General features: G+C 70.6%; 10 protein-coding genes and 1 riboswitch. Of the genes, 3 read left to right on the forward strand and 7 right to left on the reverse strand.

Going from position 1 to position 18,624, the window contains the following annotated elements; all coding sequences use genetic code 11:
* Positions 1-1,103 precede the first annotated feature (1,103 nt).
* A complete protein-coding gene (locus AB0I21_RS22265; protein ID WP_360563740.1) occupies positions 1,104-3,761 on the forward strand; it encodes a discoidin domain-containing protein in 2,658 nt (885 codons plus the stop codon).
* A gap of 95 nt (positions 3,762-3,856) precedes the next feature.
* Here the strand turns inward: AB0I21_RS22265 and AB0I21_RS22270 are convergent, their stop codons facing one another.
* Entirely contained in the window at positions 3,857-5,044 is a 1,188-nt protein-coding gene (locus AB0I21_RS22270; RefSeq protein WP_360563742.1) for a polysaccharide lyase family 7 protein, read from the reverse strand.
* Positions 5,045-5,380: 336 nt separating this feature from the next.
* Here AB0I21_RS22270 and AB0I21_RS22275 point away from each other — a divergent pair, with 336 nt between their 5' ends.
* Entirely contained in the window at positions 5,381-8,992 is a 3,612-nt protein-coding gene (locus tag AB0I21_RS22275; protein ID WP_360563744.1) for a CARDB domain-containing protein, read from the forward strand.
* A gap of 951 nt (positions 8,993-9,943) precedes the next feature.
* Here the strand turns inward: AB0I21_RS22275 and AB0I21_RS22280 are convergent.
* Positions 9,944-10,636, reverse strand: coding sequence for a DUF3662 and FHA domain-containing protein (locus AB0I21_RS22280; RefSeq protein WP_360563745.1), 693 nt, complete (start codon positions 10,634-10,636; stop codon positions 9,944-9,946).
* A gap of 156 nt (positions 10,637-10,792) precedes the next feature.
* On the opposite strand from AB0I21_RS22280, the gene AB0I21_RS22285 reads away from it, so the two are divergent.
* Complete coding sequence (locus AB0I21_RS22285) at positions 10,793-12,220, forward strand: cellulase family glycosylhydrolase (protein ID WP_360563747.1); 1,428 nt, start codon at positions 10,793-10,795, stop codon at positions 12,218-12,220.
* A gap of 79 nt (positions 12,221-12,299) precedes the next feature.
* On the opposite strand, the gene AB0I21_RS22290 is transcribed toward AB0I21_RS22285, so the two are convergent.
* From AB0I21_RS22290 to gcvT, 5 genes are all read right to left on the reverse strand, one after another.
* On the reverse strand, positions 12,300-13,409 hold the full coding sequence (locus tag AB0I21_RS22290; protein ID WP_360563749.1) for an amidohydrolase family protein: 1,110 nt from the start codon (positions 13,407-13,409) through the stop codon (positions 12,300-12,302).
* A gap of 102 nt (positions 13,410-13,511) precedes the next feature.
* Positions 13,512-14,564, reverse strand: a complete 1,053-nt coding sequence (locus AB0I21_RS22295) for a lytic polysaccharide monooxygenase (RefSeq protein ID WP_360563751.1) — start codon at positions 14,562-14,564, stop codon at positions 13,512-13,514.
* A gap of 926 nt (positions 14,565-15,490) precedes the next feature.
* Positions 15,491-16,837, reverse strand: a complete 1,347-nt coding sequence (locus AB0I21_RS22300; RefSeq protein ID WP_360563752.1) for an L-serine ammonia-lyase — start codon at positions 16,835-16,837, stop codon at positions 15,491-15,493.
* 5 nt (positions 16,838-16,842) lie between these two features.
* On the reverse strand, positions 16,843-17,235 hold the full coding sequence (locus AB0I21_RS22305; RefSeq protein WP_360563753.1) for a glycine cleavage system H protein: 393 nt from the start codon (positions 17,233-17,235) through the stop codon (positions 16,843-16,845).
* Between the two features lie 5 nt (positions 17,236-17,240).
* On the reverse strand, positions 17,241-18,302 hold the full coding sequence (gcvT, locus tag AB0I21_RS22310; protein WP_360563755.1) for a glycine cleavage system aminomethyltransferase GcvT: 1,062 nt from the start codon (positions 18,300-18,302) through the stop codon (positions 17,241-17,243).
* A 157-nt stretch (positions 18,303-18,459) separates the two neighbouring features.
* Positions 18,460-18,553: riboswitch (glycine riboswitch) on the reverse strand.
* Positions 18,554-18,624: the final 71 nt, after the last annotated feature.

Raw genomic sequence — 18,624 nt, forward strand, 5'->3', positions numbered from 1 at the left:
GTCCGGAACTGCCGGCCTCGCCCGTGTCCGGAGACCCCCGAGCCCCACCCGCGTCTGGAAACTGCCGCGCCTGCTCGAGTCCGGCCAGCCTGCCCGCTGCCGCTGTCACCCGAGCCGCCGGCCTGAAACCACCCAGGTCACTGCCTCGAAGTCACCCGTGCGCAGAGGAAGTCACCCGTGCGCAGAGTGCGAGCCAACTGGGCCGGCCTGAAGTCGCTCAAGCCCGGCCTGAAGTCACCCGAGCCGCTGATCGAGGCCACAGCTCAGGCTGCTGGCTCGACGCCCTTCCAGGGCCGCCGACCCGCGGAACATCCCGGCGCCTGCCGGAAGTCTCCGCGCCATCGATCCGGAGCTCTCCCGGGCTGCTGGCCCGACCACTCCGCAACCCTCCCGAGCCGCCGACCTGACCGCGGGCCTGACCCGACCGTGAGCCCGACCCGACCGCGGGCCTGACCCGACCGCGGGCGTGACCCGACCGCGGGCGTGACCCGACCGCGGGCGTGAGCCCGACCTAGCCGTGGGCCCGACTTGACCGCGGGGTCGCGATGTCGCGCGCGCGTGGTCGCGCGGGCGTCGCGGGCGCGGGCGTTGCGGGCGACCGGGCGGCTGGTGGTGCGGGGGAGGCCTTGCTGCAAGCTGCTGCGACCACCCCATGGCGGAGGACGGCCGGAGGTTCTCGGTGGCGGCGTTCCTTCTTCAACACCGTAACGCATGCCTGCAAATCGTGATTACGGCGAGGAATGAGCCCCGTGCGGAACGTAGTGAGCCGGCACGGGCGCTGCGAGCGGGCATGAAAGGTCACCGGCAGTCACGAGAGAGCGCTCTCCAGTGATCGGCGCAGCGGGCGGGAGGGGAAGAGGCAGGTCGGAGGGCGTCACGCTTCGTACGGATCGAAAAATAAGTGCGGCGCGGAGCGGCTGGCCTCTTGACAGGGCCGCCCGATCGGGCAACCCTCGTCCTTGGAGAGCGCTCTCCCACCCCGACTCCGGAGCCGCCGTTCACGGTGCCGGAGTGACACACCCCCCGGATGGCCGGACCGAGCACCACCGTACCCCTACGGTGGCGCTGCCGGCTGCCGCCCGCCCTGAAACCGGGAGCAATTGATGCTGACCGCCGCACGACCGGCGCGCCGCCGCCGCCGGAATCTGATCATCGCGTCCGCCGCCGCCATGCTCATGCTGGCGACGTACGCGGTGACCACGACCTTGACGGCCTCCGCGGCCGACACCCTCCTCTCGCAAGGCAAGACCGCGCTGTCGTCGTCCGACGAGAACGGCGGCACCCCCGCCTCCGCCGCGTTCGACGGCAACACGACCGGCACCCGCTGGTCGTCGGCCGCGTCCGACCCGCAGTGGCTGCGTGTCGACCTGGGGCAGACCGCGACGATCACGCAGATCAAGCTGTACTGGGAGACCGCGTACGCGACGGCGTTCAAGCTGCAGACCTCACCGGACGGCAACACCTGGACCGACATCAAGTCGGTGACCGGGGCGACCGGCGGCGCGCAGACCTACGACGTCACCGGCTCCGGCCGGTACGTGCGGATGTACGGCACCGCCCGCGCCACCGGCTACGGCTACTCGCTGTGGGAGTTCCAGGTCTACGGATCGTTCGGCGGCACCAACCCCGGCACCTGCAACACGACGGCCAACGCCGCGCAGGGCAAGCCCGCCACGGCGTCGAGCGCCGAGAACGCGGGCGCCAACGCCGCCGGCGCGGCCGTGGACGGCAACACCGGCACCCGCTGGTCCAGCCAGTTCAGCGACCCGCAGTGGCTGGCCGTCGACCTCGGCAGCAGCCAGTCGATCTGCCAGGTGACGATCAACTGGGAGGCCGCGTACGGCAAGGACTTCCAGATCCAGACGTCGCCGGACGGCAACACGTACACCACGATCAAGACCGTGACCGGCGGCACCGGCGGCATCCAGACCCTCGACGTGACCGGCACCGGTCGCTTCGTCCGGGTGTACGGCACCGCCCGCGCGACCGGCTACGGCTACTCGATCTGGGAGTTCATCGTCCGGACCGGCACCGGCCCGACGTCGAACACGCCGTCGCAGCCGACGTCCCCGTCCCCGTCGACGACCCCGTCGACGTCCACCGGCCCGATCCAGGGCGGCGGCGACCTCGGCGCCAACGTGATCGTCTTCGACCCGTCGCAGTCCAGCGCGACGATCCAGGCGAAGCTCGACCAGGTCTTCACGCAGCAGGAGACCGCGCAGTTCGGTCCCGGCCGCATCCAGTTCCTGTTCAAGCCCGGCACGTACAGCGGCCTCAACGCCCAGATCGGTTTCTACACCTCGATCAACGGCCTCGGCCAGAACCCGCAGGACGTCCGGATCAACGGTGACATCACCGTCGACGCCGGCTGGTTCGGGGGCAACGCGACGCAGAACTTCTGGCGTTCGGCGGAGAACCTGTCCGTGTACCCGGTCAACGGCATCGACCGGTGGGCCGTCGCGCAGGCCGCCCCGTTCCGCCGCATGGACATCCACGGCGGCATGACCCTCGCGTCGCCGAACTGCGGCTGGGCGTCCGGCGGCTACATCGCCGACTCCCGCGTCACGGGCAACATCAACCCCTGCTCGCAGCAGCAGTGGTTCACCCGTGACAGCACGATCGGCAGCTGGAACGGCTCGGTCTGGAACATGGTGTTCTCCGGCGTGCAGGGCGCCCCGGCGAACAGCTTCCCGAACCCGCCGTACACCACGATCAACCAGAGCCCGATCACGCAGGAGAAGCCGTACCTGTACATGGACGCCTCCGGCGCGTACCGGGTGTTCGTGCCGTCGCTGCGCACCAACAGCAGCGGCGCCACCTGGATCAACGGCCAGACCCCGGGCACCTCGCTCGCGCTGACCCAGTTCTACGTCGCCAAGCCGGGCGTCACGGCCGCGACCCTCAACGCCGCCGTCGCGCAGGGCCTCAACCTGCTCTTCACCCCCGGCGTGTACCACCTGAACAGCACCGTCAACATCAACCGCGCCAACACCGTGGTCCTCGGCCTCGGGTACGCCACGATCGTCGCGGACAACGGCGCCCTGCCGATGGCCATCGGCGACGTCGACGGGGTCAAGATCGCCAGCCTGCTCTTCGACGCCGGCCCGACGAACTCCCCGGCGCTGCTGCAGGTCGGCCCGAACGGCGCCAGCGGCAACCACGCCACCGCCCCGAACCTCATCTCCGACGTGTTCCTGCGCGTCGGCGGCGCGGGCGCGGCCAAGGCGAGCGCGGCCCTGATCGTCAACAACAACAACACGATCATCGACCACATCTGGGCGTGGCGCGCGGACCACGGCGACGGCGCGGGCTGGACCTCCAACCCGTCGGACAACGGCCTCATCGTCAACGGCCAGAACGTCCTCGCCTACGGCCTGTTCGTCGAGCACTTCAACAAGTACAACGTGGTCTGGAACGGCAACGGCGGCCGCACGATCTTCTTCCAGAACGAGCTGCCGTACGACCCGCCGTCGGCCGCCGCCTGGTCCCACGACGGGATCGTCGGCTACGCCGCCTACAAGGTCGGCAACAACGTCACCAGCCACGAGGGCTGGGGCATGGGCAGCTACTGCGTGTTCACCACGGACTCGTCGATCGCCGCCTACCACTCGTTCGAAGTGCCCAACACCCCGAACGTGAAGTTCCACAACATCATGACCGTGTCCCTGGGCAAGGGCTCCATCACCCACGTCATCAACGACACGGGCGCCCCCGCCCTCCCGTCGGCGGTGACCCCGTCCAACGTGATCAGCTACCCCTGATCACCATCTGAGAGCAGCAGGACCCACACAGCACACCGAGGGCCGGTCTCCCGAACGGGGAGGCCGGCCCTCGGCCGTTGCGGCACGCCGACAGATCAGGCGTGTGAGACGGTCAGGGCGTAGAACTTGACCTTCGCGCCGTTGGTGGTGCTGTCGGAGGAGGACTGGTTGTAGGAGCCGGCCTTGAAGTACATGCCGTACTGGTTGAACGACGACGGGATCGGGTAGCTGGTGGTGCTGGCGTTGACGGTCAGGTTGATCCGGTTGCCGCCGGAGATGGCGATGACGTAGGACCACTTGACGCCGAGCGGGACGTTGCCGACGAGGTGCAGGGTCTGGCCGCCGTCGGGGGAGTTCTCGGTGCCGAGGTAGATGTCGCCGTTGGGGCGGTAGTACAGCTCCAGCAGCGGCTTCGTCGACGGGCCGCCGGTGCCGAGGTGGACCTGGCCGACGCAGACGTTCTTCGTCACGTTCGGGATGCGCAGGGTCGCGCTCATGCGGTGTGACCCGGCGAGGCGCCAATCCGCGGCGGTGCCGTTCGCGTTCATCTCGCGCAGCTCGGAGCGGGCGTAGTTGGAGTTCGGGGTGGTGACGCCCTTCTCCGGGGCCCAGAAGGTCATCGAGCCGTCGTTCTTGTCGGTGAAGAAGTACGCCGGGTTCGTGTACCCGTTCGGGCCGCGCAGCTGCGACGACGGGATGGTCGTGGGCGCGCCTGGGGAGCCGACGGGCAGCTGCAGCTGCCAGATCGACAGGTCGAAGTTGCCGCCGGGCGCGACCGCGGGGTTCAGGCCGCCGGAGGGCGGCGGCACGGTGCCGCGGGGCAGGGTCCACGTCTGGTTGGCGGCGCCGGTGCACGTCCAGATCTGCAGCCGGGTGCCGTTCGCCGAGCTCTGCCCGGTCGCGTCGAGACACTTGCCGGAGCCGGTGTTGACCAGGGTGCCGTTGGAGGCGGTCCACTGCTGCGCCCCGGTGCCGTTGCAGTCGTACAGCTGGATGAGCGCGCCGTTCGTGGTCGACGCGGCGGTCACGTCGAGGCACTTGCCGAGCGCCTTGACGGTCGTGCCGTCGACGGTCCAGGTCTGGGCGGCGGTGCCGTTGCAGTCGTAGAGCTGGACCGCGGTGCCGTTGGCGGGGCTGGCCGCGGCCACGTCGACGCACTTGCCGCCGAGTCCCGTGATGGGTCCCGCGGTGGCGGCGTTGGCGTCGGTACCGCCGAGCGTCACGGCGACGGCCGCGGTGGTCGCCACCAGGAGGGCGGCGCCGGCGAGGGTGGGTCTCTTCATGGGGGTGTCCCTTGCGGAAGCGGGGGATGGGGATTAGGCAAAGTGGTTAACAATAAACACTCCTATCAATGCCTTGTCAACGAACCCGGGTCGCGCATGTTGACGAACCGTCAGCCATCTGAAATCTTGGATGCCCAGCGACGCAAGAAATTTGCATAACCCGTCAAGATTTTGTGTGCCGCTGTGCAAGCCGCGTAGCAGTCGACCGCCACCGCCTGCTCCGTACACCTCACCGTCCGTCCCCGCCGCCGCGACCAGACAAGCTCCGACAGCCCGCTGGACGTCCTCCCGCGGGCTCGGTGCGTCGCGCCCCCCGCCCCGAGAGGCCAAGACGTCATGAGAACTCGAAAGACCAGGTGGCGGCTCTTTGCCGCGGTCCTGGCGACCGCGGTCATCGCCGCCACGATGCCCCCGGCCGCGCAGGCCGCCGGCGGGCCCAACCTCGCCCTCGGCAAGTCCGTGCAGGCCAGCAGCTCCAACGGCCCGTACGGCACCGGCAACGTCAACGACAACAACGCCGGGTCGTACTGGGAGAGCACCAACAACGTGTTCCCGCAGTGGATCCAGGTCGACCTGGGCGCCAACACGGCCATCGACCAGGTGGTGCTGAAGCTGCCCTCGAACTGGGGCACCCGCACGCAGACCCTGGCCGTGCAGGGCAGCGTCAACGGCACCGCGTTCAACGACCTGTCGGCGTCGGCCGGGCGGGTGTTCAACCAGTCCGCGCAGAACGTGGTGACCATCAACTTCACCGCGGCCAGCGTCCGGTACGTGCGGGTCACCGTCTCCGCCAACACCGGCTGGCCCGCCGCGCAGCTGTCGGAGTTCGAGATCTACGGCGCCGCGGGCACCGTCCAGCCGCCGACCGCACCCGGCAACCTCGCCTACACCCAGCCCGCGTCGGGCCAGATCCGGCTCACGTGGACCGCGTCGACCTCGGCGGCGGGCATCGCCAGCTACCAGGTATTCGCCAACGGCGCGCTGCGGGCGACCGTCGGCGGCAACGTCCTGGTGTACACCGACACGCAGCCGGACACGGCGACGGTCGAGTACTACGTGAAGGCGACCGACCCGGCGGGTAACACGTCGGCGGAGAGCAACCACGTCACCCGGACCGGGACCACCCCGCCGAACGGCACGAACCTGGCCCAGGGCAAGGCGATCGAGGCCAACTCCTCGGTGTTCTCGTTCGTGGCGACCAACGCCAACGACGGCAACGTCGGCTCCTACTGGGAGTCCAACGGCCTCCCCGGCATCCTGACGGTGAAGCTCGGCTCCAACGCCGACATCAGCTCGGTCGTCGTGAAGCTCAACCCCGACACCGCGTGGGGCCCGCGCACCCAGGCGATCCAGGTCCTCGGCCGGGAGCAGTCCGCGACCGGGTTCACGTCGCTGAAGGCCCGCGCCGACTACGGCTTCAGCCCGACCGGCAACCAGAACACGGTGTCGATCCCCGTCAGCGGCCGCGTCGCCGACCTGCAGCTGCAGATCTTCACCAACAACGGCGCTCCCGGTGGCCAGGTCGCCGAGCTCCAGGTCATCGGCACCCCGGCGCCGAACCCGGACCTCGTCGTCACCGCCCTCACGTGGTCGCCGTCGGCCCCGACCGAGGTCACCCCGGTCACGGTCTCCGCGACGGTGCGCAACGCCGGCACCGCCGCTTCCGCCGCCACCACGGTCAACGTCAACGTCGGCGGGGCCTCCGCCGGGACCGCCGCCGTCGGTGCGCTCGCCGCCGGCGCGTCCACGACCGTCACCGTCAACGCCGGCACCCGCGCCATGGGCAGCTACCCGGTGTCCGCGACCGTCGACCCCGCGAACACGGTCGCCGAGCAGAACGAGTCCAACAACGCGTTCACCGCCTCGTCGCAGCTCGTCGTCGCCCAGGCACCCGGCCCCGACCTGCAGGTGCTGAGCGTGTCGTCGAACCCGGCGAACCCCGCGGTCGGCGCGGCCGTCAGCTTCACCGTCGCCGTCAACAACCGCGGTACCACCGCGTCCGGCGTCAACACGGTCACCCGCGTCACCGTCGGCGGCACCACGCTCAACGGCACCACGGGCTCGATCGCGGCCGGCGCCACCGCCAACGTCGCGATCAGCGGCACCTGGACCGCGACCAGCGGCGGCGCGACCATCACCGCGACCGCCGACGCCACCGGCGTGCTCACCGAGACCAACGAGAGCAACAACACCTTCACGCAGTCGATCGTCGTCGGGCGGGGCGCGGCGGTGCCGTACACCTCGTACGAGGCGGAGGCCGGCACCTACCAGGGCACCCTGGTGACCGCCGACTCGCTGCGCACGTTCGGGCACACCAACTTCGGCACCGAGTCCTCGGGCCGCGCGTCGGTGCGCCTCAACAGCCAGGGCAACTACGTCGAGATCACCTCGACCAACCAGGCGAACTCGATCGTCGTGCGCAACTCCGTCCCGGACTCCGCCTCCGGCGGCGGTCAGGACTACACGATCAGCCTGTACGCCAACAACGTCTTCGTCCAGAAGATCACGCTGTCCTCGAAGTACAGCTGGCTGTACGGCACGACGGACGACACCGAGTCGCTGTCGAACTCGCCGCAGGCCAACGCCCGCCGCCTGTTCGACGAGTCGCACGCGCTGCTGGCGTCGTCCTACCCGCCCGGCACCAAGTTCAAGCTGCAGCGCGACGCCGGTGACACCGCGTCCTTCTACTACATCGACCTGATCGACCTGGAGCAGGTCGCGCCGGCGCTCAGCCAGCCCGCCGGGTGCACGTCGATCACCACGTATGGTGCGGTCCCCAACGACGGCATCGACGACTCCGCCGCCATCCAGCGCGCCGTCAACGACGACATGAACGGCGTCATCAGCTGCGTCTGGATCCCGGCCGGCCAGTGGCGGCAGGAGCAGAAGATCCTGTCCGTCGACCCGACCCGCGGCCAGTACAACCAGAAGGGCATCCGCAACGTCACCATCCGCGGCGCCGGCATGTGGCACTCGCAGCTCTACACGCTCACCGAGCCGCAGAACGTCGTCGGCAACATCAACCACCCCCACGAGGGCAACGTCGGCTTCGACATCGACGACAACACGCAGATCTCCGATCTCGCGATCTTCGGCGGTACGACCAACCGCGCCAACCGCGGTCACGGGCTGAACGGCCGGTTCGGGAAGAACACGAAGATCAGCAACGTGTGGATCGAGCACGTCAACGTCGGCGCGTGGGTCGGCCGCGACTACAGCGACACCCCCGCCTACTGGAACCCGGGCGACGGCCTCGAGTTCACCGGGATGCGCATCCGCGACACGTTCGCCGACGGCATCAACTTCTCCAACGGCACGAAGAACTCCCGCGTGTTCAACTCCTCGTTCCGTACCACCGGCGACGACTCGCTCGCCGTCTGGGCCAACCCGCGGGTGAAGGACGCGGCCGTCGACATCGCCCACGACAACCACTTCACCAACAACACCGTCCAGCTGCCGTGGCGCGCCAACGGCATCGCCATCTACGGCGGCTACGGCAACGGCATCGAGAACAACCTCGTCTCCGACACCATGAACTACCCCGGCATCATGCTGGCGACCGACCACTCCCCGCAGCCCTTCAGCGGCACCACGGTCATCGCCAACAACGGCCTCTACCGGTGCGGCGGCGTCTTCTGGAACGAGGACCAGGAGTTCGGCGCGATCACGCTCTTCCCGTCGTCGCTCGACATCGTCGGCGTCACCATCCGCGACACCGACATCTTCGACTCCACGTACGACGGCATCCAGTTCAAGAACGGCGGCGGCAACATGCCGAACGTCGCGATCACCAACGTGCGCATCGACAAGTCCAACAACGGCGCAGGCATCCTCGCCATGTCCGGCGCGCGCGGCAACGCCAACCTGACGAACGTGACCATCACCAACTCCGCCGACGGCAACATCGTCAAGGAGCCCGGCTCGCAGTTCGTCATCAACGGCGGCTGATCATCCGCTAGATCGACGCGGGTCCGTCCTCAGGGGCGGGCCCGCGTTGCGTTGTGTGCTCCTCAGGCGCGGCCCGCGTCGCGTCGCGTCGACAGATGCGGGCCCGCGTCGCGTCGCGTCGGCTCGGCACCCTCCCGGACGCCGTCACCGGCGGTTCCGCACCGTTTCCGGCGACCTCATCACGCGGTTGTGGGCGTGGATGAGGGCGGAGGCCATGGTCGGTGAGCGTTGGGTGAGTGGGACTGCAGGCGACGACCGTCGAGGAGGTTCGCCTCCGCGAGTTCCTCGACCTCGACCGCACCCACGCCCCACGCCCGCGTCGCGCCACGCACCCACGCCCGCGCCACGCACCCACGCACCCACGCCCGCGTCGCGCCACGCACCCACGCCCGCGCCACGCACCCACGCACCCACGCCCGCGTCGCGCCACGCACCCACGCCCCACGCCCGCGTTGCGCCACACACCCACGCCCCACGCCCGCGTTGCGCCACACACCCACGCCCCTCGACCCGCCCAGGCCCGCGTCGCGCCACGCACCCACGCCCACGCCACGCACCCACGCCCCCGGTCGTGCCGCGCACCACGATCCCGTCGTGCCGCGCACCCGCGACGCATCGCGTCGCGCACCACCATCCCGTCGTGCCACGCAGCCGTGACGCGTCGTGCCGCGCACCCACGATGCGCGCGTTGGCGGGCCAGGCGCGGGCCAGGCGCGGGCCAGGCGCGGGCCAGGCGCGCGGGGGCAGGTGCGCGTGTCACCGCGCGAGACAGGCGCGCGCGTCACAGGCAGGCTCCGGTGAGCTCCGCCGTGGCTGCGGGAAGCCGCCAACCCGAATCGACGAGGGGTGGGGCGGCGCCGGGGCGTTCCTCTTGTCAGCGACCCTAGCACCACGCTGCAAATCGTCGGCGTGTCGTGTGATGGATCAATGACGGGAGGTGAAAGGAGCTGGTCAGGACGGAGGGTGCTCGACGCGGACGGAGAGGCGGGTCGTGCCGATGACGATCTCGTCGCCGGGGTTGACGGTGGCGGTGGTGACCTTCTGGCCGTTGACGCGGGAGCCGTTGGCGGAGCCCAGGTCGGTCAGGGTGAGCCGGTTGCCGTCGAAGTCGAGGCGGGCGTGCTGGCGGGAGGCGCCCGTGTCGGCGAGGCGCAGGTCGGCCTGGTCGCCGCGGCCGATGACGGTGCTGCCGCGCTGGACGGCGTGGGCGAAGCCGTCGTCGGTGACGAGGCGGACGCCGCTGTCGGGGCCGCGGCGGGTGCGCTGGTCCGCGCCGGTGTAGACCTGGGCGTCGACGCGGAAGAGGCCGGTCTCCAGGTTCTCGCCGCGGGACACCTCGACGAGGATGTCGCCGTAGACGGCCCAGCCCTGCTCGCCGATGTACTCGGCCTGCGACTGGGCGAGCTCGCGGGCGAGGGCGGCGGCGTACGCGGCCAGGCGCTCGTGGTCGGCGGGGGACAGGACGATCACGTAGCGGTTCGGGACCAGGATGCGGCCGCCGGGGATGCTGGTCTTCCCGGCGTTCGCCTCGGTCTGCATCGCGTTGAGGATCTCCACCGGGTGGACGACGCCTTTGAACACCTTGGCGAAGGCGCCCTCGACCAGGCCCTCGAGACGCTTCTCAAACCGCTGCAGTCCGCTCACGCCTCAACGGTAGCGGGCATGAACGTTTCACGACCGTCGTGGTGCCGACAAGCCCGGAGCCAAGGGCGCTGAGCTGGGAAAAGGACCAGGTCAGGGGTGTCCCGGGACATCGGTGTAACTGGCGTCACCCGGAAGGAGCACCCAGGATCGCCGGTCATGAAGGTCTTGCACAAACGTGGACTCCTCGCGGTGGGCGCCGCCACCGCCCTCGCGGTCACCGGGATCATCGTCCTGCCCGCCGTCAACGCGTCCGCGGCCAGCGGCTGCCGTGTCGCGTACACGGTGAACCAGTGGCCGGGCGGGTTCACCGGCAACATCACGATCACCAACCTCGGCGACGCCGTGAACGGCTGGACGCTCGGCTTCGCGTTCCCCGACGCGGGGCAGAAGGTCGGGCAGGGCTGGTCGGCGACGTTCAGCCAGAGCGGCACCGCGGTCACCGCCCGCAGCCTGGACTACAACGGCAGCCTGGCGACCGGCGCGTCGACGAGCATCGGCTTCAACGGTACGTGGACCGCCGCCAACCCGACGCCGGCGACGTTCACGCTCAACGGCGTGACCTGCACCGGCGGGGTCACGAACAGCCCGACGCCGTCGAAGTCGCCGTCGAGCAGCCCGTCGGTGAGCACCAGCCCGAGCACGCCGCCGCAGGGTGGCACGCCGCTCGCGGCCAACGGGCAGCTGCACGTCTGCGGCGTCAACCTCTGCAACCAGAACAACAAGGCGATCCAGCTGCGGGGCATGAGCACCCACGGCATCCAGTGGTTCGCCTCCTGCGTCACCAACGCGTCCGTGGCCGCGCTTGCCGACGACTGGAAGGCCGACCTGCTGCGGATCGCGATGTACGTGCAGGAGCAGGGCTACGAGACGAACCCGGCCGGGTTCACCAACCAGGTCAACCAGTACGTCGACCTGGCCGAGTCCAAGGGCATGTACGCGATCATCGACTTCCACACGCTGACGCCGGGTGACCCGAACTACAACCTGGACCGGGCCAAGACGTTCTTCGCCTCGGTCGCGCAGCGCAACGCGAACAAGAAGAACGTCATCTACGAGATCGCCAACGAGCCCAACAACGTGTCGTGGCAGGGGATCAAGTCCTACGCGGAGCAGGTCATCCCGGTCATCCGGGCGGCCGACCCCGACGCGGTCGTGATCGTCGGCACCCGCGGCTGGTCGTCGCTCGGCGTGTCCGACGGCACCGACGAGAACGAGATCGTCGCCAACCCGGTGAACGCGCAGAACATCATGTACACGTTCCACTTCTACGCCGCGTCGCACCTGGACAACTACCGCAACGTGGTGTCCCGGGCGGCCGGCCGGCTGCCGCTCTTCGTGACCGAGTTCGGCACGGTCACCTACACCGGCGGCGGCAACGTCGACCTCAACAGCAGCACCGCGTGGCTCGACCTGCTCGACTCGAAGAAGATCAGCTACGCGAACTGGACGTACTCGGACGCGAACGAGAGCAGCGCCGCGTTCAAGCCGGGCACCTGCTCGGCGGGCAGCTGGACGAACCCGAACCAGCTGACCACCTCCGGCGCCTTCCTCCGCGGCCGGATCCGCACCGCCGACAACTTCTGATCCACCCGCGAAACAGGGGGCGGGACGCACACGCGTCCCGCCCCCGACGCACGTCAGAGACGCACGTCAGAGACGCACGTCAGACCAGCAGGGTGAAGTCCCGCTTCACCACGCGGCCGTCCACCAGCACCGTGCGCACGTCCGACGCGGTCACGCACGAGACGACCGCGCCCGCCCGGTCGCCGGGCAGGTGGCCGAGGCCGTCCAGGAGGAGCAGGTCGGCGCGTCCGCCCGCTTCGACGGTACCGACGACGCCGGCGAGACCCACGGCCCTGGCGCCGTCGAGTGTCGCCGCGAGCAGCAGGTCCCCGGCCGGCGGCACCGACGCGGAACCCGTCGCCAGCCGGGCCGTGCGCAGCGTGTCCCGCAGCGGCTCGAACAGGTCCGGCGGGTTGTTGATGACGACGTCGGCCCCGAACGCCGGCCGCGCACCCGCGGAGGCCAGCCGCCCGTACGCGGACCCGCCGTGCCCCATCACCGCCTCCACGGTCGGCGTCACCACGACGGCCGTGCCCGACCCGGCGAGCAGCTTTGCGTCGTCGGCGGTGACCGCGTTGAGGTGCACGAGCTGCAGGTGCGGGCCGAGCAGCCCTTCGTCGTGCAGCCGCCGCACGCACGGGCCGGCGACGTGCGCCGCGACCATCACGCCGAGGTCCCGGCCCCGCCTGACCTCGGCGGCGGCGGTGTCCCAGTCGCCGTACTCGGGGCCGAGGATCGACAGCGCGCCCGTGACCCGGCCGGTGGCGCGCCCGAGCGAGGCGGGGTCGCAGAACCCGACCACGGCGCGGATGCCGGACGTCTCGAACGCCTCGACCACCGCGTCGGTGTGCTCGGGGGAGTGGGTCGCGTTGCTGTAGTCGAAGACCGTGGTGACGCCCGCGTTGAGCGCCGCGCGGGCGCCGAGGAGCGTCGCCCGGCCGGCGTCGGCGGGGGACATCGCGGCCAGAGCCGCGCCGAGCACGTCCACGAAGTACCGGGACATGGGCATGTCGGCGCCGGAGCCGCGCAGCGGCGCCTGCCACACGTGCCGGTGCGCGTCGACGAACCCCGCGGTCACGGTGAGCCCCGTCGCGTCGATGACCTCACACGACGGATCGGCCTGGGCGGCCAGCGAAGGACCGACGGCCGTGATCACGCCGCCGGTGCAGAGGACGTCGGTGCCCGGCAACTCCGGACCGTTGCCGGGCACGACGTGAGCGTTCTGAATGAGCACCTGACGATGCACGTACACCTCCGAGAAAAGCTTTCGTGAAAGCTATCTTGAAAGTTGTGTGCGAGGCAAGGCGCGGGGTCAGGTGGCGGTGCAGGTCACCGCCGGCGCCGAGTTGGTGCTGTTCCAGGAGCCGTTGAAGCCGAAGCTCGTGGACTGCCCGGCGCCCAGCTTGCCGTTGTAGCTCACGTTCGTGGCCGTCGAGACGGCCCCGCTGGACGTGATCGCCGCGTTCCAGAACGAGGTGATCGTCTGGCCGTTGGCCCAGGTCAGGCGGACCGTCCAGCCGTTGGTCCCGGCCGCGCCGGCGGTGACGGTCACGTTGGCGCCGAAGCCGCCGCTCCACTCGCTGGTCTTGGCGTAGCTCGCCGAGCAGCCGCCCGGCGGCACCGAGACCGACGCCGACGGTGACGTCGACGGCGACCGCGAGGCCGACGGCGACGTGGAGGGCGACCGCGACGGCGACGCGCTGTTCGAAGGCCCGGGCCCACCGGTGAAGATCACGTCACTGCAGAAGTAGTACGACTGGTCCAGGTGGCTGGCCTGCCAGATCGTGTACATGACGTGCCGGCCGGTCCGGCTCCCGGCGTTGACCTGCGCCTGGTACTGCGGCGCCGGCGCGTACCGTCCGGTGCTGTTGACCAGCTCGAGGCTCGCCCACGTCAGCGGCTGCGTGGTCGGGTCGAACCCCTGCTTGGTGATGTAGATGCGCAGGTAGTCGGCGCCGTGCTGGGCGGCGTCGGTGAGGGTCAGCGTGAAGTTGTTCGGCTTCGTCGCGGCGACCCACGCCCCGACGGTGTCCATGGAGGCGTACCGGCCGTTCTGCGTACGCCCACCGCTGCACAGCTGACCGTCGGGGATGGCGGCCTGGTGGTTGCCGGCGACGCCCTCGCGGTAGAGGCCGTTCCAGTTCCACATCGTGTCCGGGTTGGTCTGCCAGGCCTGGGCGCACATCGGGTCGGTCTGGGACATGTTCGGGTTCTGGAAGTCGCTGCCCCACCTGGCCCAGCAGCCGTAGTTGCGCGACGGCGGGTCGGTGACCGAGCCGTGCGCGGCGGCGGGACTCTGCGCGACGACGACCGCGGCCACCGCGGCGGCCAGGGTGGCGACCGCGCCGATGGCGAACGGTCTCATACGGGCTGAAAGTTGCACTGGGAACTCCGTCACGTCGATGCGAGTTGCATGCATGGCGACGCCTGCGGCGCAGCTCAGATGCTGTCCGCGGCGCTGTGCGGCTCCCACCCACATGATACCCGGGCCATGGATCACCGTGAATGGACAGGTCTCCGATCGCCCATGCGCGACTCTCCGTGCACCGACGGGACCGCCAACGTCGACGCCACCGCGCGTGGCCCTCCACGCACCGGCGGGGACCCGCACCAACCGCGCGACGCCGCCCGTCATGGGCGCACAAACTCCACCGGATCACGGAACCCGCGATGTTCGCCGCTCCCACGGAGCCCGGAGTTCATCGCCCTCGCGACGCCTGTCATTCCACAGCGGCCGAACGCTCCCGCTGCCCCGCGGCCCGCCCCGCTCTGGGTCACGCACCTCTCTGCGCTGCATCGCTCTTCGTTGCGCGCCCGCACAGACGTTGGTCAATGCCATGGTTCGCGGCATCGCGGCATCAATCCAATAGACGTTGCGCGATCCACTCCTCAAGCGATCCCTGAAACCGGGGCGGATCGCGCAGCGTCGATCGCGACAGGGGCTATTCAGGGCATTGACCAACGTCGGTGGGAGGGTTGCGCGGCGCGCCAGCCCGAACAGTTGGGGCGGCGGGGCGGGGACGCGTAGCGGGGCGAGCGGGCAAGGCGGGGCGAGGGGCAAGGACAGAGGGAGGATGCGTAGGCAGCGCGAGGGGCAAGGACAGAGCGAAAGAGGTGCAGGCAGAACGAGGGCAACGACAGGCGAGAACACGAGGAGGGGCCGGGATGGTGCGCGCACGCGCAATTCCAGCCACGCGCGCCGCGCGGGCTGTGCGCCGCTCGCGGCGCATTGGGGTGCGGGTGAGAATCCCCGCCGGGCCCCGCCGCGTCAGCGGTGGGGGGAATTCCAGCTCAGCACTCGATGACGGTGACGGCCAGGCCGCCGCGGGCGGTTTCCTTGTACTTCACCGACATGTCGCGGCCGGTGTCGCGCATGGTGCGGATCGCCTTGTCGAGGGTGACCTTGTGGCTGCCGTCGCCGTTCAGGGCGAGGCGGGCGGCGTTGATGGCCTTCACGCTGGCGATGGCGTTGCGTTCGATGCAGGGGATCTGGACGAGGCCGCCCACCGGGTCGCAGGTGAGGCCCAGGTTGTGCTCCAGGCCGATCTCGGCCGCGTTCTCCACCTGGGCGGGGGTGCCGCCGAGGACCTCGCACAGGCCGGCGGCGGCCATCGCGCACGCCGAGCCCACCTCGCCCTGGCAGCCCACCTCCGCGCCGGAGATGGAGGCGTTGCCCTTGATGAGGATGCCGATGGCGGCGGCGGTGAGGAGGAAGCGGGCGACGCCGTCGTCGGTGGCGCCGGGGACGAAGCGCGTGTAGTAGTGCAGGACGGCGGGGATGATGCCGGCGGCGCCGTTGGTCGGGGCGGTGACGATGCGGCCACCGGAGGCGTTCTCCTCGTTGACGGCGAGGGCGTAGAGGTTCACCCAGTCGAGGACCTTCAGCGGGTCGGCGCCGTCGGCGGAGGCCTTCAGGTCGCGGTACAGTGCCGGCGCCCGCCGCGGCACGCGCAGCCCGCCGGGCAGGACGCCGTCGCGGGAGCAGCCCCGGTCGACGCACGCCTGCATGACGGACCACAGATGCAGCAGCCCGGCCCGGGTCTCGGCGTCGGGGCGCCAGGCGCGTTCGTTGGCGTACATGACGGCGCTCACCGGCAGGTCCAGCGAAGCGCACAGGGCCAGCAGCTCGCCGCCGGTCGCGAACGGGTGCGGCAGCCGCGTGGTGTCGGGCACGATGCCGGTGTCGCCGACCACGAAGCCGCCGCCGACGGAGAAGTACGTGCGTTCGAGCAGCGGCGCGCCGTCGGCGGAGTGGGCGGCGAACCGCATGCCGTTCGGGTGCTCGGGCAGCGACTTGCGCCGGTGTAGGACGACGTCGTCGTCGACGGAGAACGTGACGGCACGGCCGGTGGCGAGGCGGAGCAGGCCGGTGCGGCGGACGTCGTCGACGCGTTCGTCGGCGGTGTCGGTGTCGACGGTCGCCGGGTCCTCCCCGAGCAGGCCGAGGACGACGGCCTTCGCGGAGCCGTGGCCGTGGCCGGTGGCGCCGAGCGAACCGAACAGCTCCGCCCGCACCCGGGCGACCGGCAGCCCGTCCAGCGTCGACGCGAAGCGGCGGGCGGCGCGCATCGGGCCGACGGTGTGCGACGACGACGGGCCGATGCCGACGGAGTACAGGTCGAACGCGCTCAGCGCCACCGGGCTCACCCGACCAGGGCGGCGTAGGCGGCGGCGTCGAGCAGCTCGGGGGCGGCGCCCGTGAGGCGGAGCGTGAAGAGCCAGCCGCGCCGGTACGGGTCGTCGTTGACCGCTCCCGGCTCGGTGGCGATGAGCGGGTTGACCGAGACGACGACGCCGTCGGCGGGCGCGACGAGGTCGCTGACGGACTTCGTCGACTCGATCTCCCCGCACGGCTCGCCGGCGGTGACCAGCGTGCCGACCTCGGGCAGCTGCACGTAGACGATGTCGCCGAGCGCGGACGCGGCGAACGCGGTGATGCCGACGACGCCGTCGGAGAACCACTCGTGGTCACGCGTGTAGGACAGGTGCGACGGGATCGCGGACATGGCGCTCTTTTCCGGCTGGTTCGACGACATGACGTTCACTTCGGCGGAGCGACGTAGAAGGGCAGTTGCACGACTGTGGCGTCGACGCTGGCGCCGCGGACGTCGACGGCGAGCCGGGTGCCGGGCTCGGCGAGGGCGGGCGGCACGTATGCCATCGCGACGGGATGGCCGAGGGTCGGCGACAGCGCGCCGCTGGTGACGGTGCCGGCGACCGCGCCGGTCGCCGGGTCGAGCACCTGGTAACCGGCCCGCGGCGCCCGCCGGGAACCGGTGACGAGGCCGGCCAGGACCTCGACCGGCGCCGAGTCGCGCTGGCGGCGCAGGGCGGCGGCACCGACGAAGTCGCGTTTGGAGAAGTCGACGAGGCGGGCGAGGCCGGCCTGCAACGGGGTCCGCCGGACGGACAGCTCGTGCCCGTACAGCGCCATCCCCGCCTCGAGGCGCAGCGTGTCGCGGCAGGCCAGCCCCGCCGGCGTCGGGCCGCGGTCGAGCAGCGCCCGCCACACGGCGACGGCGTCACCGGGGCGGCAGTAGACCTCGAAGCCGTCCTCGCCGGTGTACCCGGTCCGCGCCAGCAGCACGTCCCGCCCGGCGACGGAGAAGGGGCGGATCGCGTAGTACCGCAGCGGCCCCGGGTCGAGGATCGACGCCGCCGAAGGCCCCTGCACGGCGATCAGCGCCCAGTCGGCGGACGTGTCGCGGACGGTGACGTGGAAACCGTCGGCGTGCTCGCGGAGCATCGCGAAGACGACGGCGGTGTTGGCGGCGTTCGCGACCACCAGGTAGCGCCGGTCCGCGAGGCGGTAGACGACGAGGTCGTCGAGGACCCCGCCGGTGTCGTGGCACAGCATCGTGTACCGGGCGCGCCCGACCTCGATCGCCGACAGCCTGCCGACGAGCGCGTAGTCGAGGAACCGGTCCGCCTCGGCGCCGGTGACCTCGAGCTGGCCCATGTGCGACAGGTCGAACAACCCGGCGGCGCGGCGCACCGCGTGGTGCTCGGCGAGGTCCCCCTGGTAGCGCAGCGGCATGCGCCAGCCGGCGAAGGAGGTGAAGGTGGCGCCGAGATCGCGGTGCACGTCGAAGAGCGGTGTCACGGAGGCTCCCTGGGTCCGGATGCCGTCGCGGACGGCACCCCTGCTGGGTGACCTCCCCGCTCTGTCATCGGAGCCTGAGAGCTTCGCCGCCCGCGACGAGCGGGACGGTTTGCACCGTGGGCGCAGGACACGGATCGTCCTGACTTTCCAGAGTCGCCTGACCACGGCGGTACCGATGCCTGAGAGATTCTGGGGAGAACATTGCTCCTTCGGCGCCTCGGACTGACCGAGGACTCTCCCGTCGCGGGTCGTGCAGCGCGATATGCGGTTGTGGTCAGGACCGTAAGTCCCGCCGCACCGCCCCGTCAAGCCCGGAAAAGTG

The sequence above is a fragment of the Dactylosporangium sp. NPDC050588 genome (assembly GCF_040654975.1).
Classification (GTDB): Bacteria; Actinomycetota; Actinomycetes; order Mycobacteriales; family Micromonosporaceae; genus Dactylosporangium; species Dactylosporangium maewongense.

Excerpts from the sequence above, each read along its gene's own strand:
- AB0I21_RS22265 (WP_360563740.1), top strand. The coding sequence starts at position 1,104 with ATGCTGACCGCCGCACGACCGGCGCGCCGCCGCCGCCGGAATCTGATC.
- AB0I21_RS22270 (WP_360563742.1), bottom strand. The coding sequence starts at position 5,044 with ATGAAGAGACCCACCCTCGCCGGCGCCGCCCTCCTGGTGGCGACCACC.
- AB0I21_RS22275 (WP_360563744.1), top strand. The coding sequence starts at position 5,381 with ATGAGAACTCGAAAGACCAGGTGGCGGCTCTTTGCCGCGGTCCTGGCG.
- AB0I21_RS22285 (WP_360563747.1), top strand. The coding sequence starts at position 10,793 with ATGAAGGTCTTGCACAAACGTGGACTCCTCGCGGTGGGCGCCGCCACC.
- AB0I21_RS22295 (WP_360563751.1), bottom strand. The coding sequence starts at position 14,564 with ATGAGACCGTTCGCCATCGGCGCGGTCGCCACCCTGGCCGCCGCGGTG.
- AB0I21_RS22305 (WP_360563753.1), bottom strand. The coding sequence starts at position 17,235 with ATGTCGTCGAACCAGCCGGAAAAGAGCGCCATGTCCGCGATCCCGTCG.